At 50.6% G+C, this 25,842-nt stretch carries 23 protein-coding genes; 18 read left to right on the forward strand and 5 right to left on the reverse strand.

What is annotated here, in order from left to right:
- Window positions 1–355 precede the first annotated feature (355 nt).
- From V8I28_RS03635 to V8I28_RS03660, 6 genes are all read left to right on the forward strand, one after another.
- Window positions 356–1,564: an NAD(P) transhydrogenase subunit alpha gene (locus V8I28_RS03635; RefSeq protein ID WP_341778764.1), complete on the forward strand. Its 1,209-nt coding sequence runs from the start codon at window positions 356–358 to the stop codon at window positions 1,562–1,564.
- 2 nt (window positions 1,565–1,566) lie between these two features.
- Window positions 1,567–1,881 carry an NAD(P) transhydrogenase subunit alpha gene (locus V8I28_RS03640; RefSeq protein ID WP_233668643.1) on the forward strand — a complete coding sequence of 105 codons (315 nt, stop codon included), beginning with the start codon at window positions 1,567–1,569 and terminating at the stop codon, window positions 1,879–1,881.
- On the forward strand, window positions 1,878–3,296 hold the full coding sequence (locus V8I28_RS03645; RefSeq protein ID WP_341778765.1) for an NAD(P)(+) transhydrogenase (Re/Si-specific) subunit beta: 1,419 nt from the start codon (window positions 1,878–1,880) through the stop codon (window positions 3,294–3,296). The genes V8I28_RS03640 and V8I28_RS03645 overlap by 4 nt, the downstream gene beginning before the upstream one ends.
- Window positions 3,297–3,825: 529 nt before the next feature.
- Window positions 3,826–4,182, forward strand: coding sequence for a VOC family protein (locus V8I28_RS03650; protein WP_341778766.1), 357 nt, complete (start codon window positions 3,826–3,828; stop codon window positions 4,180–4,182).
- Between the two features lie 191 nt (window positions 4,183–4,373).
- Window positions 4,374–4,904 carry a MarR family winged helix-turn-helix transcriptional regulator gene (locus tag V8I28_RS03655; RefSeq protein WP_341778767.1) on the forward strand — a complete coding sequence of 177 codons (531 nt, stop codon included), beginning with the start codon at window positions 4,374–4,376 and terminating at the stop codon, window positions 4,902–4,904.
- 28 nt (window positions 4,905–4,932) lie between these two features.
- Window positions 4,933–6,702 (forward strand): ABC transporter ATP-binding protein, encoded by a 1,770-nt coding sequence (locus V8I28_RS03660; protein WP_445928176.1) that lies wholly within the window; start codon window positions 4,933–4,935, stop codon window positions 6,700–6,702.
- A 193-nt stretch (window positions 6,703–6,895) separates the two neighbouring features.
- Here V8I28_RS03660 and V8I28_RS03665 read toward each other — a convergent pair whose 3' ends face one another.
- From V8I28_RS03665 to V8I28_RS03675, 3 genes are all read right to left on the reverse strand, one after another.
- The gene (locus tag V8I28_RS03665) at window positions 6,896–8,650 is read right to left on the reverse strand and encodes a phosphatase PAP2 family protein (protein ID WP_341778768.1); all 1,755 of its coding nucleotides are present in this window, start codon (window positions 8,648–8,650) and stop codon (window positions 6,896–6,898) included.
- Window positions 8,651–8,884: 234 nt separating this feature from the next.
- The gene (locus tag V8I28_RS03670) at window positions 8,885–9,199 is read right to left on the reverse strand and encodes a winged helix-turn-helix transcriptional regulator (RefSeq protein ID WP_341778769.1); all 315 of its coding nucleotides are present in this window, start codon (window positions 9,197–9,199) and stop codon (window positions 8,885–8,887) included.
- Window positions 9,200–9,222: 23 nt separating this feature from the next.
- Window positions 9,223–10,299, reverse strand: coding sequence for a PucR family transcriptional regulator (locus V8I28_RS03675; RefSeq protein ID WP_341778770.1), 1,077 nt, complete (start codon window positions 10,297–10,299; stop codon window positions 9,223–9,225).
- A gap of 158 nt (window positions 10,300–10,457) precedes the next feature.
- On the opposite strand from V8I28_RS03675, the gene V8I28_RS03680 reads away from it, so the two are divergent.
- The 3 genes from V8I28_RS03680 to V8I28_RS03690 all read left to right on the forward strand — a co-directional run bounded on the left by V8I28_RS03680 (window position 10,458) and on the right by V8I28_RS03690 (window position 12,665).
- A complete protein-coding gene (locus V8I28_RS03680) occupies window positions 10,458–11,111 on the forward strand; it encodes a nitroreductase (RefSeq protein ID WP_341778771.1) in 654 nt (217 codons plus the stop codon).
- A gap of 11 nt (window positions 11,112–11,122) precedes the next feature.
- Complete coding sequence (locus V8I28_RS03685; RefSeq protein ID WP_341778772.1) at window positions 11,123–11,746, forward strand: NAD(P)-binding oxidoreductase; 624 nt, start codon at window positions 11,123–11,125, stop codon at window positions 11,744–11,746.
- 268 nt (window positions 11,747–12,014) lie between these two features.
- The gene (locus V8I28_RS03690; RefSeq protein ID WP_341778773.1) at window positions 12,015–12,665 is read left to right on the forward strand and encodes an MIP/aquaporin family protein; all 651 of its coding nucleotides are present in this window, start codon (window positions 12,015–12,017) and stop codon (window positions 12,663–12,665) included.
- Between the two features lie 45 nt (window positions 12,666–12,710).
- On the opposite strand, the gene V8I28_RS03695 is transcribed toward V8I28_RS03690, so the two are convergent.
- Both V8I28_RS03695 and V8I28_RS03700 read right to left on the reverse strand, forming a co-directional pair.
- On the reverse strand, window positions 12,711–13,052 hold the full coding sequence (locus V8I28_RS03695; protein WP_341778774.1) for an iron chaperone: 342 nt from the start codon (window positions 13,050–13,052) through the stop codon (window positions 12,711–12,713).
- A gap of 154 nt (window positions 13,053–13,206) precedes the next feature.
- Entirely contained in the window at window positions 13,207–14,052 is an 846-nt protein-coding gene (locus V8I28_RS03700) for an alpha/beta hydrolase (RefSeq protein WP_341778775.1), read from the reverse strand.
- Between the two features lie 299 nt (window positions 14,053–14,351).
- Here V8I28_RS03700 and allW point away from each other — a divergent pair, with 299 nt between their 5' ends.
- The 9 genes from allW to arcC all read left to right on the forward strand — a co-directional run bounded on the left by allW (window position 14,352) and on the right by arcC (window position 25,649).
- Window positions 14,352–15,857 (forward strand): allantoin permease, encoded by a 1,506-nt coding sequence (allW, locus tag V8I28_RS03705; RefSeq protein ID WP_341778776.1) that lies wholly within the window; start codon window positions 14,352–14,354, stop codon window positions 15,855–15,857.
- A gap of 2 nt (window positions 15,858–15,859) precedes the next feature.
- Window positions 15,860–17,248, forward strand: coding sequence for an allantoinase AllB (gene allB / locus V8I28_RS03710; RefSeq protein WP_341778777.1), 1,389 nt, complete (start codon window positions 15,860–15,862; stop codon window positions 17,246–17,248).
- Window positions 17,249–17,591: 343 nt separating this feature from the next.
- Window positions 17,592–18,815 (forward strand): allantoate deiminase, encoded by a 1,224-nt coding sequence (allC, locus tag V8I28_RS03715; RefSeq protein ID WP_341778778.1) that lies wholly within the window; start codon window positions 17,592–17,594, stop codon window positions 18,813–18,815.
- A gap of 50 nt (window positions 18,816–18,865) precedes the next feature.
- Window positions 18,866–19,651: a (S)-ureidoglycine aminohydrolase gene (gene allE, locus V8I28_RS03720; RefSeq protein WP_341778779.1), complete on the forward strand. Its 786-nt coding sequence runs from the start codon at window positions 18,866–18,868 to the stop codon at window positions 19,649–19,651.
- Between the two features lie 37 nt (window positions 19,652–19,688).
- A complete protein-coding gene (gene allD / locus V8I28_RS03725; RefSeq protein WP_341778780.1) occupies window positions 19,689–20,756 on the forward strand; it encodes an ureidoglycolate dehydrogenase in 1,068 nt (355 codons plus the stop codon).
- A 29-nt stretch (window positions 20,757–20,785) separates the two neighbouring features.
- Window positions 20,786–22,552, forward strand: a complete 1,767-nt coding sequence (fdrA, locus tag V8I28_RS03730) for an acyl-CoA synthetase FdrA (RefSeq protein ID WP_341778781.1) — start codon at window positions 20,786–20,788, stop codon at window positions 22,550–22,552.
- Window positions 22,553–22,555: 3 nt separating this feature from the next.
- Window positions 22,556–23,818: a DUF1116 domain-containing protein gene (locus tag V8I28_RS03735; RefSeq protein WP_341778782.1), complete on the forward strand. Its 1,263-nt coding sequence runs from the start codon at window positions 22,556–22,558 to the stop codon at window positions 23,816–23,818.
- Entirely contained in the window at window positions 23,819–24,673 is an 855-nt protein-coding gene (locus V8I28_RS03740) for a DUF2877 domain-containing protein (RefSeq protein ID WP_341778783.1), read from the forward strand.
- Window positions 24,674–24,707: 34 nt separating this feature from the next.
- On the forward strand, window positions 24,708–25,649 hold the full coding sequence (gene arcC, locus V8I28_RS03745) for a carbamate kinase (protein WP_341778784.1): 942 nt from the start codon (window positions 24,708–24,710) through the stop codon (window positions 25,647–25,649).
- The last annotated feature ends 193 nt before the right edge of the window (window positions 25,650–25,842 follow it).

A 25,842-nucleotide genomic window follows, 5' to 3' on the forward strand; every position in this document is an offset into this window, starting at 1 on the left:
ACCAGTCGTTCGCGATTCTGGTGAGGCGATGACCGAGTAAGGTGAGACGAGAGGGCCGAATGATTAGCAGAAAGTGACGACTGGTTCAGACCAATAAGTTACAAATGAAAATAAGTCATCATTTTTACTTGTGAATGTTAAAACTTGTTTTCAAATTAACTTCGGCGATCGCGTTGGAAATTGTGTGTACAATCGGAAAAATATTTTGTGATTTACGGAAGCATTGGGAGTGCTTACTGCCGTGTGGCACAAAGAATTGTTGCTTGTGCACAAATGACGCGGAAGGCATTGTTTTGTGACCCGAAATGCTTTATAGTTAACTTGTGAACAGCTTATCAAAAAGGGGATGTGTTGAATGGCAATTACCATTTCGGTTTTAAAAGAAGCTACTGGTGAAAACCGGGTAGCATTGTCACCGGACGTCGTACGTAAGCTCGTCAAGAACGACTACCAAGTGCTGATCGAACAAGGTGCTGGGGAACGGTCCTTCTATCGTGATGACGCTTACACTAAGGCTGGTGCCAAAGTCGTTGACCGCTCAGAAGCGATTACGCAGGCAACTGTAATCGCCACGATTGCTCAACCAGATGATGCAGCCATTGATCAGATGAAGGCGGGGCAGACACTCATCGGATTACTTGCACCGCTGACGGACACGGAATTTGTGAAGAAGTTGGCCGCAAAGAAGATTAATGCGTTAGCGTTTGAGCTCTTACCACGGACCGTGTCGCGGGCCCAAACGATGGATGTTTTGAGTTCGCAGGCCAGTGTTGCCGGTTATAAGGTTGGGTTGATGGCCGCGGATCATTTCTCACGGTACTTCCCAATGATGATTACCGCTGCCGGGACGGCTAAGCCAGCTAAGGTCTTGGTACTGGGGACCGGGGTTGCCGGACTGCAGGCCATCGGGACCGCTAAACGGTTAGGGGCCATGGTTTCCGGCTACGATATTCGGCCAGCTTCTCGTGGTGAAGTGGAATCGTTAGGGGCAACCTTCCTGACGACCTCCGTTTCCGCGACCGGTGAAGGTGGTTATGCGCGGCAACTGACCAAGGAAGAAACCGCACAACAACAAGCAGAATTGGAAGGATTCATCGCTCAAAACAACGTGATCATTACGACCGCGCAAGTGCCTGGGCGGCGGCCACCACTGCTGGTTACCCAGAAGTCCGTGGACGAAGCTAAGACCGGGACGTTATTTATGGATTTGGCCGCCAGTGACTTAGGCGGTAACGTGGCGGGTTCCAAGCCGGGTGAAACGGTGACGACGCCAAATGGTGCCAAAATCGTGGGTGCTGGCGACATGGCCAGTCAATTACCAGCTTCCGCTTCGGATATGTACGCCAAAAACGTGCAGGCCGTCTTAAATGACCTTAATCAGGATGGCAAACTGGTCTTCGATGTTGATGACGAAGTGGTTGGGGAACTCCTGGCGACCTATGACGGTGAAATTATTAGTAACCGGCTACGGTCGGTCATGGAACTGCCGGAACGTAAGCCAGCAGAACCGGAAGAACCTGAAACGCCGGCTGATGATCAAGACGACGCGAAAGGAGCTGATTAGTGATGAGTGAGGAATTATTTACGAATCTCGCAATCTTTGTCCTGAGTTTATTGGTTGGTTTTGAAGTCATGAGTAAGATTCCAGCAACGTTGCAGACGCCAATGATGTCCGGGGCCAACGCCATTCATGGTGTCGTTGTCGTCGGGGCGTTCGTCATCGCTGCGGAAGCCAACAGCTGGGTATTCTACACCTTGGCCTTCTTCGGTGCCGTCTTTGCTGCGATTAACGTGGCGGGTGGTTATACCGTTACCGATCGGATGTTAGGGATGTTTGACCGCAAGCCAAAAGCCAAGTCAGAGGGGGATGATTCTAAATGAGTACCCTACAAACGATTGCCTCTTTAATTTACTTAATTTCCGCGGTGTGCTACGTCTTGGGTGTGCACATGATGCGTTCTCCAAAGACCGCCCGCAAAGGGAATGGGCTATCCGCCATCGGGATGTTTATGGCCGTTATTATGATTATTATCGAAGTGGTGGCCGATGGTAAGATTACCGCTACAGGTTGGATTGTCCTCATCGCCGGCTTAGCGGTCGGAATCGCATATGGGGTGGTCAAAGCACGGAAGGTGCCAATGACCGATGTCCCACAATTAGTTAGTCTATTCAACGCCGTGGGTGGTGGCGCCGCTGCCGTAATCGGGATTTTCGATTACCTGATGAAGGGTGACGGCGTGGCCCTGAGCCTCGCGTTCTCGATTCCTGTATTTCTTGACGTGATTATCGGGGGGATTACTTTCTCCGGGTCGCTGATTGCGACTGGGAAGCTGTCCGGTAAGGTTCCGGGGAAACCCATTACCTTCCCTGGTGCGAAGATCGTTAACATTATCGTGGTCTTAGGGATGTTAGTTGCCGCTTGGTTCATGCTGGCAACGCCGACGAATATTTGGTTCGTCATCCTTGGTTTGGTCATGGCTCTGATCTTCGGGCTGCTGATGACCTTGCCAATTGGTGGGGCCGATATGCCGGTTGTCGTTTCACTCTTGAACGCCTTCACCGGTTTGGCCGTTGCCTTTGCCGGGTTCGTTATCAATAACCAAGTCTTGATTATTGCCGGGGCCTTAGTTGGGGCCGCCGGGACGATCCTGACGCTGCAAATGGCCGAAGCCATGAACCGTTCAGTTGCCAATATCTTAGCCGGTGGCTTTGGGACTGGCGACAGTGATAGTGGCGGTGCCGGTTCGGATGTGCCTGTCGATGTAAAGGAAACGTCTGCCGATGATATCGGGCTCCAATTGGCCTATGCGCAAAATGTCATGATTGTGCCTGGGTACGGGTTAGCCGCAGCGCAAGCCCAACATGAAGTGGCGGAATTAGCGACGGTTCTGACCGAAAAGGGCATCAACGTTAACTACGCCATTCATCCGGTTGCCGGGCGGATGCCAGGGCATATGAACGTGTTGCTGGCCGATGTTAACGTGCCTTACGATCAGATGAAGCAGTTGGATGATGCCAACCCAATGTTTGAAAGTACCGACGTTTCTCTGGTTATCGGGGCCAACGACGTTACCAACCCACTGGCTCGTGAAAGTGGGAATGAAATTTCCGGGATGCCGATTCTGGATGTCGATAAGTCGAAGTCCGTGGTGGTTATTAAGCGGTCAATGAGTACCGGGTACGCAGGTATCCAAAACCCATTGTTCTCGATGGATAACACGCAGATGTTCTTCTCGGATGCCAAGACTGGGCTGCAAGATATTGTGGCAGCAACCAAGCAGTATTTGGAAGACTAATCTGAAAAGTAAAGATGAGAAAGGTTCGCGAAACGTGCCGAATGGCGGGGCGTTAGCGAACCTTTTTTAGGTCAAAAGACCATCGAAGCTGACGGGAAAGTCGGTGGTAATTGCGTTACTGATTACAGGTTAAGCAGAATTATACGGGACTTTTCTTCAGCTGACAAGCCTAACTGAGATAGCTTCGAAACGGGTAAAAAGGTTCATGATCGGCGCCTTGATTGACGTTGACCATGAACCTTAGCTTGTGAGTGGTTGGGGTTGTTTATAGTATTAAGTGAGGCCGATGAGCATGAGCAAGTGGCCAATGAAATGACGAGACTAAAAAAACCCTCATCAATCCGAGATGAGGGTACCAGTTGATCCATAGGTTGCATCTGGAATGTACAGAGCAACTGGGCAGGTGGGAACCTGCATGACTTAGTGTACGCGACATTGAAGCAAATAGCCAGCCCTATTTAATAATTGGCATTAAATTCTTTTCATGGTAGCATGGGCGTAACCAAATAAATCAGTGGGGTGATGGGCTATGCAAAAGATGCGAACCATGTTGTATGTCGATGATGTCGAGCAAATCGTTCAATTTTGGCAGGATAAGTTGGGGGCCGAGGTGGTCGAGGTGAACGCCTTACCCGATGATTCGGAGAATATTGTGGTCACGGTGGCCCCCAACGTGGAATTATCGTTCTTTGCGAAGTCGTTTATCCGGCAATATTCGCCGGAGGTTCTCGATAACACGCCCTCGCTGATGTTCTATAGTGAGGATTTCACGGCGCTCCACGATCGGCTGACGACCGCCAGCGAGATTGTGGACCATAATGGGACGGCGACCTTTAACTTTCGCGATCCCGAGGGGAATTATTTTGCGGTTAGTCAGGCTAAATAGACCGATTGGGAGAGGTGATCCGGTTGTGGATGCCTCTTTTTTATTTGACGGCTAGCAGCTCTAGAGCCTATCGTGACGGGGATTAACCGGGAGTGGTTTTTAAAATAGTTAGCTTTTAGTTAGTTTTAGTTTACAAAGACTAACTAAAATGCTAATATTAGCCACATCAAGAATACGAGGAGGTTTTTTAAATGACAAACAGGAGTCGAGACTTGTTAAATAGTTTTGGAAAATTACTTCAGAATCGGGCCTTCCTGATGGCCGTGGGACGGCAAGCAGGCATGGGTGGTCATGGCAATGGCGGGCCTGGAAGCGGACGGCGGGGACAAGGGAAGCTACTCAAGGTGCTGGCCCAATCCCCCAACGGGCTGACCAACGCCGAAATTGCCGAAATCTTAGATATTCGCCCGAGCTCGGTGAGTGCCACCATTAATCGTCTGGTTGCGGCGGGATTTGTCGAGCGGATTCCCAGCACGACCGATAAACGGGCGGTGATTGTCCGGCTCAGTGCACAGGGGCAACGGCTCTTTGCACAATACGATGAGCGGATCGATGCCACGGCCGATGACTTATTCGGCGGACTGACCCCGGACGAGCAGGCCCAATTGGAACAGTTATTAACGAAGCTAGCGCACCAACTCAGCGACTTGGACTGGGGCGATTACATGGGGCATATGCCGGGCTGGCCACATCCAGGCATGGGGCGTCATCCCCACTTTTAAATTCTAGGCATACTGGAGGCAAAGAGAAATGGAACGTAGAATGACAGCGCCACGCACCGCGCACAAACGGCCGACTGGCAAATTTGATGCTAAGGGCTTTTTACACTTAATTCGGCAAACCCGACCGAAGTATTGGCAACTGTGGGTGGGGTTGTTTCTTGGCCTCATCGCGACGGGCGCCCAGTTGGCGGTGCCTAAGCTAGCTCAGTCGTTGATTAACGGGCTAGGTCACGCCTTAAATCAACCACTATTGATTGCGGTGGTCGTCCTCTTCATTGTCAGTGCACTGGTGAGCGCCGTATCGGGAGCACTACTCGGCTTCTTTGGAGAAAATGTCGTGGCTCGGTTGCGCGAAACGTTGTGGCATAAGCTGGTTCGGTTGCGGGTCAGTTACTTCGACAACGTGAAAACCGGTGAAATGACGTCGCGCTTGGTTAACGATACCATGCAGATCAAGAACTTACTCGCAAACTCGTTTCCCCAGATGGTGACGTCTTTACTCCAGCTGGTCGGGGCATTGGTGATCATGTTGCTGATGGATTGGCGCATGACGGCTATCATGTTTATCGCGGTGCCGTTGGTCATGCTGGTGATGTTTCCCATCATGCGGCAATCCAGCAAGATTGGTCATCAGCGCCAGGATGCCATGGCAACGTTTAGCGGTGAGACCGACGAGACGTTGGGTGAGATTCGATTGGTTAAGTCATCCAACGCGGAAACCTACGAAACGCGGACCGGAACGGCGCAAATTAAAGATCTCTATCGCATTGGGTTACGCGAGGCGATTTACGATGCTGTTGCGGGTCCCGTGATGACGACCAGTATGCTCGCCGTCTTTGTCGGGGTGTTGGCCTACGCGGCGATTCGGGTCTCCGCGGGAACCATGAGCATGGGGACGATGTTTTCTTTCATGATGTATCTCTTTCAAATCATTGGCCCAGCTGGCACACTGGCCCGGTTCTTTACCGATTTGTCCAAGGCAAACGGTTCTACGGAACGGGTTCGCGATCTGTTGGCAGAACCGGAGGAGGCGTTGACGACCGGGAAGACCCAGTCCGTCAGTGAGGCCACATTGGCGATGGACCACGTTGATTTTGCGTACGAAGACGATGGTCAACCGGTTCTTCACGACGTCAGTTTCGAAGCTAAACCGAATACGGTCGTGGCTTTTGCGGGTCCCTCCGGTGGGGGTAAATCGACCATCTTTGGCTTGTTGGAACGCTACTATCAACCGCAGAGTGGCCGGGTCACGATTGGGGGCGCGGATGTCAACGACCTTAGTCTCAGCGATTGGCGATCACAGATTGGATACGTCAGTCAGGACTCCGCAATTATGGCCGGGACGATTCGCCATAATTTAACGTACGGCGCGGAACAAGTCTATACGGACGAAGAACTATGGCACGTCTTACACTTGGCCTCGGCCGATGGGTTCGTGCGTAAAATGGCGAACGGCCTGGATACGCAGGTGGGGGAGCGTGGCGTTAAGGTCAGTGGGGGCCAACGGCAACGCTTAGCCATTGCCCGGGCCTTTCTCCGGGACCCGAAGATTCTCCTATTGGACGAAGCCACCGCTAGCCTGGACTCCGAGTCGGAAGCCATGGTTCAACAGGCTTTGACAGAGTTGATGAAGGGACGGACCACGCTTATCATTGCCCACCGCTTAAGCACCATCGTCGATGCGGACAACATTTACTTCATCGAAGACGGCCGGGTCAGCGGGCACGGGACGCATCGCGAGTTGATGGCTAGTTTGCCGCTTTACCGGGACTACGTGAAGATTCAATTTAAGAACTAAGTAGCGGCTAAGAAGGGCGGAATCCCTGGCAGGTGTAGGCACCTGGTTTCGCTAATTTTAGTGGTAGAACACCATCGTTACGGGAATTAGCACGTTAAGTCAATTTTTAACCTTCAGTTATTTAAAGTCAGCACAAGGGCCTGGGATGCTTTGTCTCGGGCCCTTGTGCTGACTTTAAATTTTGAGGGATAGGTTACTTAGCTAACTTAACGGCGTGAGCAGTGTACGTAACGTGCCAGCCCTTAGGTAAGCCGTGAACGTGCTTGAATTTGCCGGTGTGGTGCTTATAGGTCATGAGCTTAGCGCCCTTCTTGAGGGAACCCTTGGTTAAGGTTAACGTTCCGTTGAGCTTAGCGGTCTTCTTGACGGCCAATTGACCGGCCCGACTCAGCGTGAGTTGACCTTGCTTGGCTTGTTGGAATTGACCGCGAACACTGACTTTGTTGGTGGTGAGCTTCAAGTTTCCCTTGGTCAGGTTAACGTTTCCTTTTCCGAGGGCCTGTTGGTTCGCAACCTGAAGGGTCCCGCCCCGTAACGTGGTGCCCCCGGTGTAGCGATTAGCACCGCTCAGCGTGAGTTGACCGCTCCCGGTTTTAGTTAATTTACCGGAGCCACTGATGGCGTTGCGCCAGGTATCCTTGGCGTTGAAGGTGCCCTTCTTAGCATTCATATTGACGGTTACGTTGTTCAGAAAAGCCCCATAGCCATTGGCTGCGGAGAAGAGGTCGAGTCGGCCCCAGCCCTCGGTATCGTCCATGCCGGGGTAGCCGGAAGGCATCCCGGTGGTGAAGAGGACGGCCCGGCGTTGCGTCGCGCTTAAGTAAGGTAGTCGGGTTGCCAGTAGGACTTCAGCGCCCTTGGGAACGCGCATGGCTTGGTGCGTATCGCCGGTTTGGTCAAAGCCGTAGGTCATCCGATAGCGGTAATTCTGACGGTTCTTTTCATAGTTTTTGAAGTCGTCTTGTGCAGTGGTGTCCTTGTGTCCTAGCAAATCGGCGGATTGGGCCGCTTTGTAGCCGGCCTTCGCAATCTCTTGGTTGGCTGGATCGTTCAGGACGGCTGCGGCGATGGCCGTACCGGTCATTCGGCCACCTATGACGGCGAGCGGTGAGTGCCGGCCGGCGATGATTCGGTCATAGCCAACTTCGGAGGACCGCGTCACCAATTCTTGGAAACGTTGGGGTAACGCGTAGGCAAAGGCCAGGCCGGAGTCAAAAGCCGCGGTGGTATGACCACTTGGCAGGTCAAAGGAATCCGGTTTGGCGTGGGCCATGATGTTCTTAATGGCCGGTAAAGGTTTGACGGCCGTACTTAGGCGATAAGGCCGCGGCATGGCCACGTAATGTTTAGGCGAGTTGATGCCGGAGTACGGTGAGCCCTCCGCAACGTTGACCAATTTCACCAGATCGCCTAGCTTGGAGTCGGTTGCGGCCCAAGTGACCTTTTTAGGGCTGTAGTTGGCGGGCAAGGGGGCGCTAGGCATTGATAAGTAGTTAGTTTGAGCATCGGCGTTTTGAATGAAGGCCGGTGCGTAGGGTCCTAATCCCGAGATTAAGTTGTAACGAAGGTCGCGGCGATCGGAAAGGTAGGCGCGTTCACTTTCACTGGCGGACCGGTCTTCAGTGACCTTAGCCGATTTGGCGAGGTTGAGATTGATCATGTCCTGATCCACCACTTGGCCGTTGCGCCAGTACTTCGTAAAACCGTTAATGACACCGATCACGGGATCGCTCGTGGGCGTCATATAGGTCATGTTGTCGAGGTTGTGGTGATAGCCATCGACCACGTAGCCGTAGTCCGCTTCGTGGGGCTGTAATAGGGCGGCCACGTTGGGGTGTTTGGCCTTGGCACTAGCGTTGGTAACCGTGGTGACCATGGGCAGCGTGACGGCGACTAAAGAGAGCATGACGGCGGCGCGCTTGGTCCAGGTCCGTTGTCTAATTTTCATGAAAATACCTACCTTTCGAGATTGCCGGTTCGCTTTCATTTTTTGTTACAAACACAGCATACCCGATTTGAATCCAGTTGTCAGCGGGCTTAGGCAAAGTGATACAGGAACCATACCAAATCGATACATGGTGTTCGCTTTTGACCATCCACAACATTAGAATCCCTATAATTATCCGTTTTCATAAACGTTTCAATAAAAAAGGACCGCCTCAATCCGAGACCGTCCAATTACTTAAATCGCTAAATTATTTTCTAGAGTGTCGTTGCCCCAGTCCTCCAACTCGCGCAGGATCTGGTGAAACATTTCACCGTTTGCCGTGAGCCGATAGCTGTAGTCATCCTCGGGCAGAGTCTCCACTAATCCCCATTCCGTCAGGTGTTTCAGGCGAAGCAGGAGATTAAAGGTTGAGATGCCGCGAACGGTGACGCGCAGGTCCATGAAGTCGGTGGGTACCGGCGCGAGTTGGTATAGGATGAGTGCATACCAGCGCTGGTGTAGAATTTCCAGGCCAAGTTCACTGCCGAGATTTAATTGGGTTAAAGCCATGGTTAAAATGGTCCTTTCTGGGATTAAATTTGTAAGAAGTTGAATAAGCGGTAGCCTAGGCGCAGACCAAACGTCTTGTCGGGATTGTCAAAGTCGACATCGATAAGGTCGGTTATCTTTTGCAGACGTTTGGTCAAGCTATTCCGATGCAGGTGGAGCTTGTCCGCGGTGACACTAATCTTACAGTCGTTTTCGAGAAATTCGAAGAGCGTCTTGAATAGTTCGCTGTGGTGGCGTTGATCGTATCTTTGCAGAAATAAAATCTGTGTACACATTGTATTCTTCAGTAGTGGGGCGTTATCGACCTGCGAGAGGATGACGTAAATATTGTATTTTTGCGTGAGATTGACCACCTCTAGGGTCCCGAGTTGCTGGGCGAGCTGGGCAGATTGGTCGCAGATATTGCGAAATTCCGCTGTCTTACTGACGTCCGTGTAGGGTTCGGAAATGAAAAAATAGTGGTGAAAGAACGCCCCGAGTTGCTTGAGCTGGGGTCGCAATTTAGGCAGATCCGGCGCATTAAATAAAAAAATGAGGCGCTGATGGTCCTCGGTCAGCGGGAGTGGTGCCACCAGATCGCGGAGCTGTTGGATAAAAGCAGTTTGATTGGTCGCCCCGGCCTCTGGCGTAGCCGTCACACAAACGAAGGTATCGGCCAGCAAGGGCTGCAGGAGCGTGGTATCCGTCTGGTCCGGTTGCGTGAGTAGCTTGCCCAGTAGGCTGTTGACCTCGCTTTGATTGGGATTCAACGCATAGCGATCGATGAAGCTGTTCAGCACGCGAATGGCGAGTCGAATCTGGTCGAGAGCCACCGGATACCCCTTGGATTGGGATGTGAACAGGTACCAGGTGTTTAACGCCAGGGGATTAATGATGTTGCGGATAAATTCCTGCTGTCCGCGGCGATACAATGGCGCGTTGGTCGTGGCGTCGAGCCAGTCCGTGGGAATTTGAGAGAGCGGCGATTGCCCGCTACTGATGATGTGCCCGGACTGGTCGGCCAAGATGACGGCCTGTTCAAGGTAGGCGGCAATCAACGCCGTGAGCTCATCGATCGTGGCGCATTGGATGGATTTTAACAGTAACTCATCCTTGTTCATGACGGCGGTCCTCCTAACGGTGTGCAAAATACACACTAAAATTTTAAAACGGTAGGCATTATCCACCTTGTTGGGTCAGTGGTGCCGATGGTATAGTAATGCCACGTTGAAAGCATCATATCATGCGATGGGCAAGTTGTCCATAAGGAGGATCGTACATGGAATTTAAAGATGTTTTACAGCATCGGCATGCTGAGCGGTTCTTTACGGACCAGCAGATTGCACCGGCGACTTTACAGGAAATCGTGACGGACGCCAAGCAAGCCCCCTCATGGGCCAATGCGCAGCCGTGGCAGGTGGTCGTGGCAACGGGAAAGACCCTGGCGGAGATTAAACGCGGCCACCTGGAGCGAAGTCAACGGGGTGTCGCCGGCAATACGGATATGCCGGTGGCTCATCGGTCCGAGTGGTCCGCGGCTAGTCGCCAAAACATGGCCACGTTTAATGGCGAGCTAAATCGACATTTGCTGGCGGCCGATGCTCAGGCCACCTATGGTCAGTCGCAGGATCGACTGTTTAACGCGGCCGCCCTGGTTTATTTAGTGCTGCGCGAGCCGGTCAACAGCTGGGCTATCTTTGACTTAGGGGCATTCTCGCAAACGCTGATGTTGAGTGCCACCGATCGCGGGATTCAGTCGATTCCAGCCTATGAGATCATTCGTTACCCGGATGCCTTGCGGAAAATGTTTGGCTTGGATCAGACGTCGCGTTTCATCATGGGAATTGCCCTCGGGTATCGCGACCGGGCGGTTATCAATGACTTTCGTTCTAGTCGCGTGGCGAGCTCGGAATTTCTGACGATTAGGGATTAGGAGGTTATTTAATGAAAATAATGGTAGTTGGGGCCACGGGACGCGTTGGCCAATTGCTCGTTGAACAGCTACGGCGCGCGGGTCACGATGTCTTGGCGGGTTCCCGTCAGCCACAGCGTGGGGATGACCACGCCGTTTTAATGGACCTCCACGACCAGCCGGAGAAGTTAGCGAAGAAGCTTCAAGGCATCGCAGCCGTGTACTTTGTGGCGGGTTCGCGCGGCCACGACCTCTTGCAGACGGATTTGAATGGCGCGGTGAACGTCATGAAAGCTGCCGAAATAGCGGGCGTGCACCGTTTCATTCAGTTGAGCTCCGCCTACGATCTCCAGCCGGAACGGTGGGCGGAGGGGTACCTCAAGGACTTGACCGACTATAACGTGGCCAAATATTTTGCCGATGAGTGGTTGATTCACCGAACGACTCTCGACTATACGATTCTCCAGCCAGGCGTTCTGACCACAGCCCCCGCAACCGGCCGGATCAGCCTAGATGAAGAAACGCTGGGTGAGAATTCCATTACAGACGTGGCTACCGTACTGGCCCGCCTGATTGAAGCTCCCCGGTCGATTGGCCGGGTCATCATGATGAAGAGCGGCCAGACGCCGATCGATACGGCTTTGGCACAGCTATAAGGGATAAAATGAGATAGGAAAAACAACTCAGGCCGGTAGCCGCGCAATTCACACTGCGTGGCTACCGGCCTGTTGACGTTGTGTGCAGGCTGATTGATGGTATTTTTGGAGGGTGACGGCTATTGTGGGGATCGTGATGGAAGACTAGACTATAGGATATCCCTTAATTAACCGTGCCGTTAATTAACTGGCGTATTTGCGGCAGGATTTTCTTATTTAGATTATAATAAGAAAGGGTTGATTAGAGAATATGATTGGAGGAATCTTGATGCAGAAATATACGGCAGAATTTTTGGGCACCTTTATGTTGGTGTTCCTGGGGACCGGGGCGGTGACCGTTGCCGCCGGGAGTACCCTGACGATTGGTCTGGCTTTTGGGTTGGCCATTACGGTGTCGGCATACGCGTTCGGCGGCATTTCGGGTGGTCATTTTAATCCCGCGGTGACGACGGCAATGCTGATTAACCGCCGGATTTCGGGAAAAGATGCACTCTGGTACGTCGTGGCGCAGGTCCTGGGCGCAACCGCAGCTTCAGCTATTATGAAATTATTTGTGAGCGGCTTGGGCCTGGCGACGAATCAGTTGGGCCAGACGGATTTCCCAAAGATTTCCGCGAGCTTGGCCTTCTTGGTTGAGGCGTTGGTCACGTTCCTGTTCCTATTGGTTATTTTAAACGTGACGAGCGACCGACACGGCAATGGCGACTTTGCCGGCGTGACGATTGGGGTGACCTTGGCCTTTCTGATCATCGTTGCCTTAAACCTAACGGGTGGGTCATTGAATCCGGCGCGGTCATTTGGACCGGCCGTCTTTGCCGGTGGAAGCGCACTGTCACACCTTTGGCTCTACATTCTGGCACCGGAAGTTGGCGCAATTCTAGCCGCTTTTGTTGGTCGGATGATGGGGAGTGAAGACTAAGTTTTCAGTTAAAATGGGTTGACCTGATGAGGCCAGCCCATTTTTTTATTTTTGAAGTTCGGCGAGTTTGAACCGTACCATCTTAGCAATCAATTCGGCAGGCAGTGGCTGGTGATAGCTAAATTGAATGGCGCCCTTAGAATATTTGTAGTGGCCCACCGACTCGTCTTCGAACGCGGCAATTGGCGTGTTGGTGGGGTAGAAGCCGAGGTGATTCTTCATGAGTGCGAAGTAAACGATGTCTTTTTCCTGATGAAAGGCGGGCATGCCATAGCTTAAGACCTCGGTGGTGTCTGGCAGTAGTGGCTTTAGGATTCGGTACATAGCGGTTAGCTGGGGCTGTTGCGTTGGCTCGGCCTTTTCGATATAATCGGTAATGACGGTCATGAAAGCGCCTCCTAAAATAAGTAATGGTTTTGCGTTGAGCGTACCATAGTTGACGGCAATTTACTTACATAAAACGTTTTACGTGATCCAAAACCAGCCGATAATGAGGCATCGGCTGGTTGAAGTGACTATTGTGATTGGTGTGACACGACAATTAGGCCGTGGCGCGAACGCCGACCGGAACGGATACGATGAAATTGATAATTCGATCGTAAATTGCCAAGTTTTCAGCGGTAACATCGCGGTCAAAGTCGTGTTCGGCCTGCGCAATCGGGATGAGTTCAGCATCCGGCAGATATTTCGCCGTGTCTTCCGCAGTGGCAAAGGGAACGTCGGGATCATCCGTACTGTGAATGAGCAAAGTCCGTGGCAGGCGTGTGAGGTCCTCGGGGGTTAGGGAGTAAGTGTCCGCGGCCCGCATGCTCGGGAGAAATTGACTGAGCCAAGTCCCGAACTGACGACCAGAAACGTATAGGGGATAACGGTCTTTCATGTCACCGGCAACTAAGGGCTGCCGGTGAATCATGGCCTGGGCGTTCATCGGTAAGACCTTGGGAAAACTATCGTAAAATTCGGCCGGCATCCGGAATTCAGGATAATCCAGACTAGCATAGCCGTACAGGTCAACCAGCCCAACAGCCTCAAACCCGTCGCGCAAAAGAAGATAGCAGAGATAAGCCCCGGCCGAACGTCCCATTAAAGTGATCCGAGACGAACACCACGGTTTGTCCATGACGATGTCTAAGGATTCCCGTAGGACGGGTAAAATCACGTCAAGTTTGACCTCTGGTGCCAGTAAGTAATCAAATGTAACGAGTTGAATTCTCGCGTCGACCAGGCGTTTGATATAATCCAGCGGTAAGTCGTCTCGGTGACCAAATTCCAAGCCACCGCCGTGCAGGTAGAAAACAGTGGCGGATGCCTCGGTATCGGGGGCATATCTGGTTGCGTTAAGGGTGATGTCGTGGTAGGTATTTAAAGGGATTTGTATTTTTTTCATCGTAGCCCGCACTCCTTCTAAAGTTGTAATCGATTACATTGTATCAAATATTCGCTCGGAAAAGTGACAAATGAAAATGTTTTTATGGTCAAAGTGAACAATGCCTCACGAAAAGAAACCGCTTACAATGGGTGGTGATAAATAGTTAACGACTAACTGACAAGCGCTTGGCGTTTGTTGCTGATCAGGATCCTTACTAGTTCGCGCGAACAATCATCTCTGAGGACTTTAGGACTTAGCCATTTATCGAGACTATTCTGCAACGAAGGTGGTTATTACATTCGTAAGGGGTTTTGAAGGTGAAAACGAACGAGTATGAAGTAACTGAGCAGCAAATTGCAACGTTCAAAGAGCGCGGCTACAACGATGACTTACTACCCAAGACCGGAGATAAGCGTAACATGGGAATCGGCAATTTCTTCACGCTATGGATGGGGTCTATTCATAACATTCCCAATTACGCGGCTGTCGGTGGTTTCTTATTCTTGGGACTCTCACCGCTTAACGTCATGATCGCCATATTCTTGAGTGCATTCTTCGTTTCCGCATTCATGGCTATCAACGGGATCGTTGGATCCAAATACGGCATTCCCTTTGCCATGCACCTTCGTTCGGCCTATGGCAACCTCGGTGCAAAGCTACCAGGATTCCTGCGTGGCTGTGTCGCGGCGATTGCCTGGTTTGGGTTACAGACGTATACAGGGTCTCTAGCGTTACTGATCATGATTGGTAAAATTTGGCCGGGATTCCTGGACATTGGGGGATCGACCAAGATTTTAGGAATTAGTATTCCAGGATTAATTTCATTCACGATCTTCTGGATTCTGAATGTCATGGTTGGTTTCGGTGGCGGTAGCATTTTAAATAAATTCACCGCTATCTTGAGTCCGTTAATCTATGTTGTCTTTGGTGGCATGGCGATTTGGGCAATCTGGGGTGCCGGTGGCTTAGGTCCCATCCTGTCCTACCATATCACCGCTACTTCACATGCAAACCCGATTCTGGTTTACTTTATTATTTTCAACTCTGTGATTGCCGTTTGGGCAGCGCCCGGGACAAGTATCGCGGACTTCACGCAAAATGCGAAGTCGACCAAAGCTCAGGCAATTGGTCAAACGTTGGGCCTGTCGGTAGGTTACCTAATCTTTGCGTTCACCAGTGTGGTGATTCTGATTGGGGGCTCGATTCATTACAATATCCAGGAATGGAATGTTTTGAACATTATCGAACGGTGGGACAGCTTACCCGCAATCCTGATTTCGATGGCCGTCTTCTTACTGACCACGATTTCAACGAATGCCACGGGGAATATCATTCCAGCTGGTTACCAGCTAACGGCGTTATTCCCCAAGAAGCTCAATTACAAGAGTGGTGTGATTATCGCTAGTATCATCAGTTTCCTCATCATGCCGTGGAAATTAATGGAAAACTCGGACAGTATCTTTATCTTCCTGAATGGAATCGGTGCTGTCCTGGGACCAGTCGCTGGGGTCATGATTGCCAACTACTTCTTCATTCATTACCGGCATGAAAACCTAGATACGCTGTATATGGATCTGAATACCGGGAATAAAGAGATTCGTTATCATGGCGTCAATAAAGAGGCCTATGTCGCGACAATCTTAGCTCTCATATTGTCACTCAGTGGTCAATTTATTCCAGCCGTAAAAGTTATTTCTGATTTGTCATGGTTTGTTGGATTTATCTCTGCATTCCTGATTTACCTAGGGTTAAAGAAAATGGTGTCGAAAAAAGAACCGGCAACACTTAACCAGAGTTTAAACCAAGATATAAAGGAGGAATAAACATGAGTCATGAATTAGTCATTAAAAATGGATTAGTTATCCTTGAGGGTGGCGAAGTCCACACTGATGTGGCGGTCGACAATGGTAAGATTACGGCCATCGGGCAAAACCTGGATGGAAGTAAGATTGTTGATGCCAAGGGCTTAGTTGTTAGTCCTGGGATGGTTGATGCCCACGTACATATTACCCCAATGGGTGGTGGGTACCGGGATCAATGGGAAGGTTATGTAACCGGAACGGCTTCTTGTGCTAAAGGTGGGGTTACTTCCTTTATGGAAATGCCACTGAACCAAGTGCCGGCAACGGTTGATGGCAAGACCCTTGAAGAAAAGTATTCACACAAAGATGAATTGAAAGTGGATGTTGGCTCATTTGGTGGCTTAGTACCATCTAATTTAAAGGGCGGCATTCAGGAATTGGATGAAGGCGGCGTTGCAGGTTACAAGTGTTTCTTAGCAACCTGTGGGGACCGTTCCATCGACGGCGACTTTGAAAACGTTGATGACTACTCCCTGTATGAAGGGATGAAGCAAATTGCCAAGACGGGTAAGGTCTTAGCCATCCACGCCGAAGACGCCGCAATCACCGACCGTTTAGGCGAGATTGCCAAGGCGGAAGGGAAGACTACGTTGGCTGATTACGTAGACACCCGGCCAGCATTTACCGAAGTCATGGCGATTAAGAAAGCCATCTTCATGGCTAAGCAAACGGGCTGCCGGATTCACATCTGCCACGTGGCTTGCCAAGAAGGGGTTGACGCGGTTATCCAGGGACGTGCCGAAGGTGTTGACGTTACCTGTGAAACCTGTGTTCACTACCTCTACTTTGCCAAGGATGAGCTGGATGCCATTGGTGCCGTTGTTAAGTGCTCACCGCCAATCCGGGAACAAGCACAACAAGATGCTTTGTGGAAACGGGTTGAATCCGGTGCCATTAGCTTCGTCACTTCCGACCACTCACCATGTACACCAGACTTGAAGGATACCGACAATGCCTTCGATGCTTGGGGTGGGATTTCCGGTGTTCAAAACGACGTTGACGTGATGTTCGATGAAGCCGTTCAAAAGCGCGGTATGTCATTGACACATTTCGCACAAATCATTGCTTCGAACCCGGCTGATCGGTACAACTTGGACGACAAGGGCCGGATCAGTGTTGGTAAGGATGCCGACTTCGTTCTGATTAAGCCAAACGCGCCTTACACCTTGAAGGCGGAAGACTTGGAATACCGGAACCAGATCAGCCCATACATCGGCCGTGAAATCGGTGCACAAGTTATGCAAACCGTCTTACGGGGCCAAACGATCTACAGCAAGGAGGCTGGTGTCACGTCAGCATTCCCTGGTAAGTTCATCGAAAAGGCATCAAAGAAGGTTGCACAAACCGTTTAAATTGCACGACAGCCATGAGTTGGCTGACCAAACGACTTGTTTTCGACTTGACTCGAAGCGAGTCGTTTTGTTTTGGCGGGAGTTATGCGGGTGACGACACGGAATAACCAATGTGAAATGCCGTGATAACGCTAAGAAAACGATGGGGTGAGGACGATAATTTTCAAAGCGGCTGGTGAGCGGCACTTAAGTTGAGGGAAATGGTTGGTCGTCTGGTTAATTTTGGCTAAATCTAGTCGAAATGCGACAATTTCACGATTGGATTTGGTCAGAATGACTAATGATGATCGGAATGAAAGCGCATACAATGAGTTTGTAACATAATATGAAGGAGGCAAAGATTATGGAACTCGAAAAAGTTGTTGATGAACGACTTAAGAAATTGTCATCGATTGGTAGCGATCCCACGGGTGGGATGACGCGGTTGCTGTACTCTGATTCTTGGCTAGAAGCTCAGAAGTACGTCAAAGCTCAGATGGAATCTACCGGCATGGCAACCAAGTTCGATGATGTTGGTAATTTATTTGGGCGAATCGAAGGGTCCGAGAAGCCTGAAGAAACCATCATGACGGGTTCACATATTGATACGGTGGTCAATGGCGGGAAGCTTGATGGCCAGTTTGGGGTTGTCGCCTCACTGACCGCTGCTCAGTTCCTACAAGACAAGTACGGCGCACCGAAGCGGTCCTTGGAAGTTATTTCCATGGCCGAAGAAGAAGGTAGCCGGTTCCCAACCGTATTCTGGGGCAGCAAGAACTTTGTCGGGATTGCGAATAACGACGAAGTCAAGGACGTTGCCGATGCTAACGGTAAGAAGTTCGTTGATGAAATGCACCGTCAAGGCTTTGACTTTAGTGAAAAGCAAACGCGACGTGATGACATCAAAGCCTTCGTGGAAGAACATATTGAACAAGGAAGCATCCTCGAAAGAGAACATGAACAAATCGGGGTTGTAAATAGCATTGCCGGTCAGCGGCGGTACGACATTACCTTGAAGGGTGAAGCCAACCATGCCGGAACCACGCCGCTGAGTTACCGTCACGATGCCGTTTATGGCATGGCCAAGATAGTGAATACCGCTTTAGACAAAGCTCATGAAATTGGCGATCCACTGGTTCTGACGTTTGGTAAAGTTGTCCCGAAGCCTAATACGGTTAACGTGGTTCCCGGAGAAGTTCTCTTCACGATGGACTGCCGGCACACCGATGCGGATTACCTGGTTAAGTTCACCACTGAGATTGAGAACATGATGCGTGATGTGGCCAAGCAAATGGGCTTAGACATTAACATCGATCTCTGGATGGATGAAAAGCCCGTTCCAATGAGTCAAAAGATTGTGGACACCATCGAAGGCCAAGCCAAGGCTGGCAATTACAAGTATCGGGTTATGCATAGTGGTGCTGGCCATGATTCTCAAATCATTGCGCCGGTTTATCCAACGGCGATGATCTTCGTGCCAAGCATCAATGGGGTGAGTCACAACCCAGCCGAGAATACCAAGTTTGAAGACTTAGTTGAAGGCGTGAAGTTGATGGCAGATACGCTCTATCAATTGGCTTACAAATAATCTACTTAGAACAAGGCAAAAACTAATCAAAAAAGTTGGGAGACTTGATCATGAGTTACAAAAACAATCGTATGGGTTATCAAAAACAATTATTGGGTTCACGTTCCGTTGTTAAGGCCGGCAACTTCGCTTTAATTCCTAATGACGGCTTGGTTAAGAACAACGTACCAGGTTTTGAAAATGTAGACGTTTCCATCATGGGGACACCACGCTTGGGCGCCCACTTCGTTGATTACATTGCGAGCTTCCAAAAGGGTGGTAAGCACACTGGTTTTGGTGGCGAAGGCATTGAAACGGTGGCTTACGTGGTTTCCGGTAAGCTGAAAGTTTCCGATGGTAAGGAAGAAAATATCCTGACTGACGGTGGATACGCCTACTTCCCTGAAAGTGTCATTATGACCATGGAAAATGCACAGGACGAACCAACCGAAGTCTTCCTGTACAAGAAGCGCTATCAACCAATCGCTGGTCACAAGGCTTACAAGATCGTGGGTAACACGCATGACCGGGCACCACAAGACTACGAAGGCATGACCGACGTTCACCTGTGGGACTTCTTACCAACCGATGACTTAGGCTTCGATATGAACATGCATATCTTGGCCTTCGAACCAGGTGCTAGCCACGCTTACATCGAAACCCACTATCAAGAACACGGCGCATACTTAATCAGTGGTTCTGGGATGTACAACCTGGATAACGGCTGGTACCCAGTTGAAAAGGGTGACTACCTTTACATGGGTTCTTACTCACCACAAGCTGCTTACGCCGTTGGCCGTGGCGAACCATTAGCCTACGTCTACTCCAAAGATGCTAACCGCGACCCAGAAATCTAACACACGACCACACACACTAGACTCGGAGGGACAGCATATGTCAGATTCAGGAATTACGCTAGTTGAAGCGCAAGAATTACAAGATTTAATGATGAATAAGTTTATCGCCGCCGGGTTACCTAAGGAACCTGCTGAAGAAACGGCTCGGCACCTCACCTATGCCGATGCTTGCGGGATCCACTCCCACGGGACCGTTCGAGTAGCTTACTATGCCGAACGGATTGCGAAGGGTGGCGTTAACCTTAACCCAAACATTCAATTTGAAAAGACCGGGACGTCTACCGGGATTGTCCACTGTGACAATGGTATGGGGCAATACGTCTGCAACGAAGCCCTAACCTACGCGATTGATATGGCCAAGGACACCGGGACAGCCGTCGTTGGTGTTGAAAAGACCGGCCACAGTGGGATGCTCTCCTACTACGTTAAGCGAGCCGCCGAAGAGGGCTTGGTTGCCATTGCAATGTGCCAATCCGACCCGATGGTGGTGCCTTACGGTGGTAGTGAAAACTACTTTGGGACCAACCCAATCGCCTTCTCAGCACCACGTTCCAGCGGTGAACCGCTCGTCTTCGATATGGCGACGACCGTTCAAGCTTGGGGGAAAGTTCTGGATGCCCGGTCTAAGAACCGGTCCATTCCGGATACCTGGGCCGTTGATGGCAACGGGGATCCAACCACTAATCCTCACGATGTACGTGGCTTGCTCCCAATCGCCGGACCTAAAGGCTATGGTTTAATGATGCTGGTCGACGTGGTAGCCGGTTCCTTACTCGGCTTACCATTTGGGAAGCACGTTTCCTCAATGTATGCCGATTTGACCGAAAAGCGGAACTTAGGTCAATTCTACATTCTGATTGATCCGAAGAAGTTCACGGACCCTGACGCCTTTGCTAAGCAGGTTCAACAAATGACGGAAGAGCTACACGAGATGAAACCAGCTAAGGGCTTCGATCAAGTTTACCTGCCAGGTGAACGTAGCCAGATTCGCCGGAAGAAAGCGATGAAGGACGGTATCGAAGTGGCTACTGAAATTTACGATTACTTGAAGAGCGATACGGTTCACTTTGATAAGTACAATGGGCAAGGTGCCTTCGCCGAATAAAATCTAAACGAAAGAGAGTTGATAACTATATGCTGCACACAGTGATTGAAAAGAATAGTTATCAGGACTCCATCGTGCTCATGCTGTTGACCAACTATCTGGAAACACTGGATGGCGTCAACAATGTACAAGTCATGATGGGAACCCCTGCTAACAAGGATATCTTTAAGACGGGTGGCCTGGCGACCGATGAATTGGAAGCCGCTACACCTAACGACATGGTCATCGTCCTCGATGTCGACAATGAGGATTTGATCGATGACGTGGTTAAGAAAGCCAAGACTTACTTGGATGAACAATCCAGTGGAAACGACGATGACGCCAGTGGTGAGGAACGGGTTAAGACCTGGGACAAGGCCTTAGAAGTGGCTAAGGATGCGCCCGTTGCCTTAATCTCCGTACCCGGCGTCTACGCCGCTAGCGAAGTCGAAAAAGCCTTGGATGCTGGTAAAAATGTCTTCTGTTTCAGTGACAATGTCACTATCGAAGACGAAGCACGCCTGAAGCAAATGGCTCACGAAAAGGGACTGCTCTTAATGGGACCTGACTGTGGGACTGGGATTGCCAATGGGTTACCCTTAGCCTTTGCTAACCGTGTTCGTAAAGGGAGTATCGGGATTGTTGGTGCTTCCGGAACCGGGATTCAAGAAGTCACGGCTATCATCCACAAGATGGGTGAAGGGGTGACCAACGCCATCGGTACCGGTGGTCGTGATCTGAAGGCCCAAGTTCAAGGTATTACGTTTAAGGATAGTATTGCCTTACTGGATCAAGATCCCGATGTCAAGGTGATTGTGGCCATTTCCAAGCCGCCTGCAAAGGAAGTTCGCGATGATGCCGTTGACCTGTTACGGGCAGCCAAGAAGCCAGTCGTGGCCATCTTCTTAGGTGAGAAGCCGGAAGCCCATGAGAAGGGCCTTTACCGGGCTTACACGCTGGAAGAAACGGCAAAGATTGCGGTTGGCCTGCTCCATGGACAAGAGCCAACCGGGCATGAAGATGTTGCCGTGAAGGTTCCTGATGTCACCTTACAGCCACAGCAGAAGTACATTAAGGGCTACTACTCTGGTGGAACCTTGGCTTATGAAGCCGCGACCTTGATGAACAATACGTTGGGCTTGCATGCTGAGAATGGCGTGGATGGTTCCATCCTGAAGAAGGACGGTTACGAAGTCTTAGACCTCGGGGATGACGTCTTTACACAAGGTCGGCCACACCCGATGATCGATGCTACGAAGCGAAAAGAAATGATGGTTTCGGCCGGTAAGGATCCGGAAACTGCCGCAATTCTCTTAGATATTGTGCTGGGTTACGGGACGACCGACGATATGGCCGGTGACTTGAAGGATACGATCATCAAGGTTAAGGCGGATGCCAAGGCTGAGGGTCGTGAATTACCAGTCATTGCCACGATTGTCGGGACCGACATGGACCCACAAGACTACAGCCAACAACAGAAGACGTTGGAATCTGCCGGCGTTATCCTGTGCGAAAACAACGCTCAGGCGGTTAAGACGGCGTTGGCTATCGTGGGCCATCCAGTAGAGGAAAAACCATTACCAATCCTCCCAGAACAGCCATCGAATGTGAAGATGCCGGCTGTTTCTGACAAGCTGAAGGAAATGCTGACGGCCACACGCTTCTTAAACATTGGTCTGGAAAGCTTTGCGGATGCGATTAACGAAAGTGGCGGAAGCGCTGTCCAATTCGATTGGAAGCCGATCGCCGGTGGGAATGTTGAGCTGCAAAAGGCGCTGCTATTCCTCAGTAAAGTAGATTTGAAAGTAGGGGTGTAATGAATGGTTTATAAAAGTATTGACGAAGCCAATCAGGCGGTAGTCTCAAAAATTATTGCCGGTTCACCATTCCTATTGGATGTTGTCCCTGCAATGGACGTGATTGACGAATTTAAACATGGCAAAGTGTTACTGCATGCCGGTCCACCAATCACTTATGACAAGATGATTGACCCCGTCCAGGGTGCCTGCATCGGTGCCGCCATGTTTGAGGGCTGGGCAGATAACGAAGATGATGCACGCAAGCTCATGGAGAGCGGCGAAGTCACGCTGATTCCTTGTCACCACGTGGATGCGGTTGGTCCAATGGGAGGGATTACCTCAGCGCACATGCCATTAGTCGTTGTCGAGAACCGGACGGATGGCAACCGCGCTTACTGCACGATGAACGAAGGAATTGGTGCGGTTCTGCGGTTCGGTGCCAACGGTCCTGAAGTCATTGACCGGCTGCGTTGGATGCGAGACGTCTTGGGGCCAGTTTTGAGCAAGGCCTTGCAAAAGCGCGAACCACTTAATGTAAACGTTTTAATTGCCAAGGCCATTGCCATGGGTGATGAGTTCCATCAACGGAACATTGCCGCTTCGCTGGCCTTCCTCAAGGAAATGTCCCCAAGCATTGTGGCTTTGGATATTGACCAAAAGGATAAGGAAGACGTCATTCAATTCCTGGCCGATACCGATCAATTCTTCCTGAACATTATGATGGCTTCCGCTAAGTCCGTCATGGATGGCGCCCGTCAGATTCAAGAAGGAACAATCGTAACGGCGATGTGCCGGAACGGTTATGAATTCGGTATTCGGATTGCTGGGATGGGGGACGAATGGTTTACCGGTCCCGTTAACACGCCGCATGGCCTGTACTTCTCTGGCTTCTCCGAAGATGATGCATCTCCCGATATGGGTGACAGTGCTATTACCGAAACGTTTGGGGTGGGGGGCTTTGCCATGATTGCCGCACCAGCCGTCACACGTTTCGTCGGTACCGGTGGTTTCTTCGACGCCTTACACACCAGTGAGGACATGACCGAAATTACCACGGCATCTAATCCGAACTTCCCAATCCCAACCTGGGACTTCCGGGGAATCTCCATCGGAATTGATGCACGAAAAGTTGTCGAAACGGGTATTCTCCCAGTGATTAACACCGGGATTGCCAACAAGAAAGCGGGTCTAGGACAAATCGGAGCTGGGACCGTTAATCCACCGATGGAAGCCTTCGAAAAAGCTGTCCTGGCTTACGCAAAGAAGTTAGGTTTTGAGGAATAAATGCGTGAAGTAGAAGTTCTGGGCGACCATGTACTTCTGGCTCTAGAAGATAGAGAGTGGTATGTTCACAGCATCTTTGAGCACACCTTTAATTTAACAGACAAGCAGCACACGCCGTTGGTGATTCTGACTAGCGACCGCTCAAAACTTTTACCAGGTGGACTCTATCTTCCGCCACGCGATTTTACCGATTTATTGAGTCAAGTTCGAGATACTCGTCGCGTCGAGTTTCACGATGGGGCGTTTTACCTTGAGACCTACCAAGACGCTTGGAAACTCGAGATTACCGAAACCTTCCGGGCGGACTTGCTGACTGAAGGAATTCGCTCGGATCGGCTGGGTTACTTGCTGAATAACTGTCGGAATATTGACCGTCAGACTGGATTTGATCAACCGTTTCAGGATTTCTTGACGATGGAAACGTCGCCCTATCAAAAAGAGACGTCCTGGCTAACAAATGCCGTCACCGTCCAATGGGGAGTCGACTTCTTCATTGGCAGAGGCAGGGGGCTCACCCCATCGGGCGATGACTTCTTGTTAGGCTGGACCCTTATTGATTGGCTCAGTGGCAATCATCAAGAGCTCCGAGCGGCGATTGCGTCACGGATCGAGACGGGCAACTATACCACGGATGTTGGGCGAAGCTACCTATACTATGCTTTGCGACGGCGATTCAGTAGTGCCTTGCTTGGCATTGTTCGCTACCTTAAGGGCAATGAACCGCTGGAAAATTTGGATAATCTCTTGGCACAGGCAATCGATTACGGGAACACTTCCGGAATTGACTGCTTGGCGGGAATTGTGTCAGCGCTCGTTTATAAGCAGGTCAATCTCGACCTTGACTTGAAATATTGATTTGATTTTGAAACGGAAGAAAGGGGGAATCCCAATGGCTAAAAGAGTTGTAATTGCGGTTGGTGGGAATGCTATTCTCCAACCTAAGCAGGATCCAACGTTTGAAGTTCAGATGGAAAACGTGCAAAAGAGTGCGGAACAAATCGCCAAGATCGAAGCCATGGACTATGAAATTGTCTTGACGCATGGTAACGGTCCGCAAGTTGGGAACATTCTCCAACAGAACGAATTGGCTAAGCACACGGTTCCGGCGCTCCCGCTGGATGCATGTAACGGGGAATCGCAAGGATTCATTGGTTATATGCTGGAGCAGAGTTTAAAGAATACGCTACGCAAGAATCAGTCGTCGGCTAACGTTGCAACGTTGCTGACGGAAGTCGAAGTTGATCGAGACGATCCGGCATTTAAGGACCCGAGCAAGCCAATCGGCGTGTTCTATACCCAAGAAGAGGCCGATCAACTAAAGGCTAACAAGGGCTGGATCATGAAGGAAGATGCTGGTCGGGGTTACCGACGGGTCGTTCCTTCACCAATGCCAGCGATGATTCATGGCGTGGATTCGATTAACCACTTGTTGGAACAGAACATCATTGTCATCGCCGGCGGTGGCGGGGGAATTCCCGTTTACCAAGACGAAGATGGCTTACTCCAAGGCTTGGAAGCCGTGATTGATAAGGACCGGACCGGCCGGAAATTGGCGGAACAGGTGAATGCCGATATCTTCATGATTCTGACCGATGTCAGCAACGTCTACATCAACTATGGCAAATCGAACCAAAAGAAACTGGAGAATGTTTGCGTCAAGGAAACCCAGAAGTATCTCGACGACGGTCAATTTGCCGCCGGGAGTATGGGTCCTAAGATTGAAGCAGCGATTGCCTTTGCCAAAACCGGGCGAACGGCTATCATCTGTTCGCTGGATGAAGCCGATTTAGCCTTGCAAGGTAAGGCTGGGACGCGCATCAGCTATACTTAAATCGTTACCAGCATCTAGCTTTAAGATTGATTGATGAAAAGGTTTTTGAACGAATTGCGGTCATCCGCCGACAATGAACTGCCAGGCATCGGGAATGATTTTCCTTGCGATTGTTAGCGGATAACTACTCAAAAGTAACGGCCGAAGCGGAGGCTTTGGACACCACCGTTATGGCGAAGTTGGGTCGAACTAT

Source organism: Levilactobacillus sp. HBUAS70063 (assembly GCF_038374745.1).
Taxonomy (GTDB): Bacteria; Bacillota; Bacilli; order Lactobacillales; family Lactobacillaceae; genus Levilactobacillus.

Coding starts and splice junctions, on each gene's coding strand:
- V8I28_RS03635 (WP_341778764.1), top strand. CDS start 356: ATGGCAATTACCATTTCGGTTTTAAAAGAAGCTACTGGTGAAAACCGG.
- V8I28_RS03640 (WP_233668643.1), top strand. CDS start 1,567: ATGAGTGAGGAATTATTTACGAATCTCGCAATCTTTGTCCTGAGTTTA.
- V8I28_RS03645 (WP_341778765.1), top strand. CDS start 1,878: ATGAGTACCCTACAAACGATTGCCTCTTTAATTTACTTAATTTCCGCG.
- V8I28_RS03650 (WP_341778766.1), top strand. CDS start 3,826: ATGCAAAAGATGCGAACCATGTTGTATGTCGATGATGTCGAGCAAATC.
- V8I28_RS03655 (WP_341778767.1), top strand. CDS start 4,374: ATGACAAACAGGAGTCGAGACTTGTTAAATAGTTTTGGAAAATTACTT.
- V8I28_RS03660 (WP_445928176.1), top strand. CDS start 4,933: ATGGAACGTAGAATGACAGCGCCACGCACCGCGCACAAACGGCCGACT.
- V8I28_RS03665 (WP_341778768.1), bottom strand. CDS start 8,650: ATGAAAATTAGACAACGGACCTGGACCAAGCGCGCCGCCGTCATGCTC.
- V8I28_RS03670 (WP_341778769.1), bottom strand. CDS start 9,199: ATGGCTTTAACCCAATTAAATCTCGGCAGTGAACTTGGCCTGGAAATT.
- V8I28_RS03675 (WP_341778770.1), bottom strand. CDS start 10,299: ATGAACAAGGATGAGTTACTGTTAAAATCCATCCAATGCGCCACGATC.
- V8I28_RS03680 (WP_341778771.1), top strand. CDS start 10,458: ATGGAATTTAAAGATGTTTTACAGCATCGGCATGCTGAGCGGTTCTTT.
- V8I28_RS03685 (WP_341778772.1), top strand. CDS start 11,123: ATGAAAATAATGGTAGTTGGGGCCACGGGACGCGTTGGCCAATTGCTC.
- V8I28_RS03690 (WP_341778773.1), top strand. CDS start 12,015: ATGCAGAAATATACGGCAGAATTTTTGGGCACCTTTATGTTGGTGTTC.
- V8I28_RS03695 (WP_341778774.1), bottom strand. CDS start 13,052: ATGACCGTCATTACCGATTATATCGAAAAGGCCGAGCCAACGCAACAG.
- V8I28_RS03700 (WP_341778775.1), bottom strand. CDS start 14,052: ATGAAAAAAATACAAATCCCTTTAAATACCTACCACGACATCACCCTT.
- allB (WP_341778777.1), top strand. CDS start 15,860: ATGAGTCATGAATTAGTCATTAAAAATGGATTAGTTATCCTTGAGGGT.
- allC (WP_341778778.1), top strand. CDS start 17,592: ATGGAACTCGAAAAAGTTGTTGATGAACGACTTAAGAAATTGTCATCG.
- allE (WP_341778779.1), top strand. CDS start 18,866: ATGAGTTACAAAAACAATCGTATGGGTTATCAAAAACAATTATTGGGT.
- allD (WP_341778780.1), top strand. CDS start 19,689: ATGTCAGATTCAGGAATTACGCTAGTTGAAGCGCAAGAATTACAAGAT.
- fdrA (WP_341778781.1), top strand. CDS start 20,786: ATGCTGCACACAGTGATTGAAAAGAATAGTTATCAGGACTCCATCGTG.
- V8I28_RS03735 (WP_341778782.1), top strand. CDS start 22,556: ATGGTTTATAAAAGTATTGACGAAGCCAATCAGGCGGTAGTCTCAAAA.
- V8I28_RS03740 (WP_341778783.1), top strand. CDS start 23,819: ATGCGTGAAGTAGAAGTTCTGGGCGACCATGTACTTCTGGCTCTAGAA.
- arcC (WP_341778784.1), top strand. CDS start 24,708: ATGGCTAAAAGAGTTGTAATTGCGGTTGGTGGGAATGCTATTCTCCAA.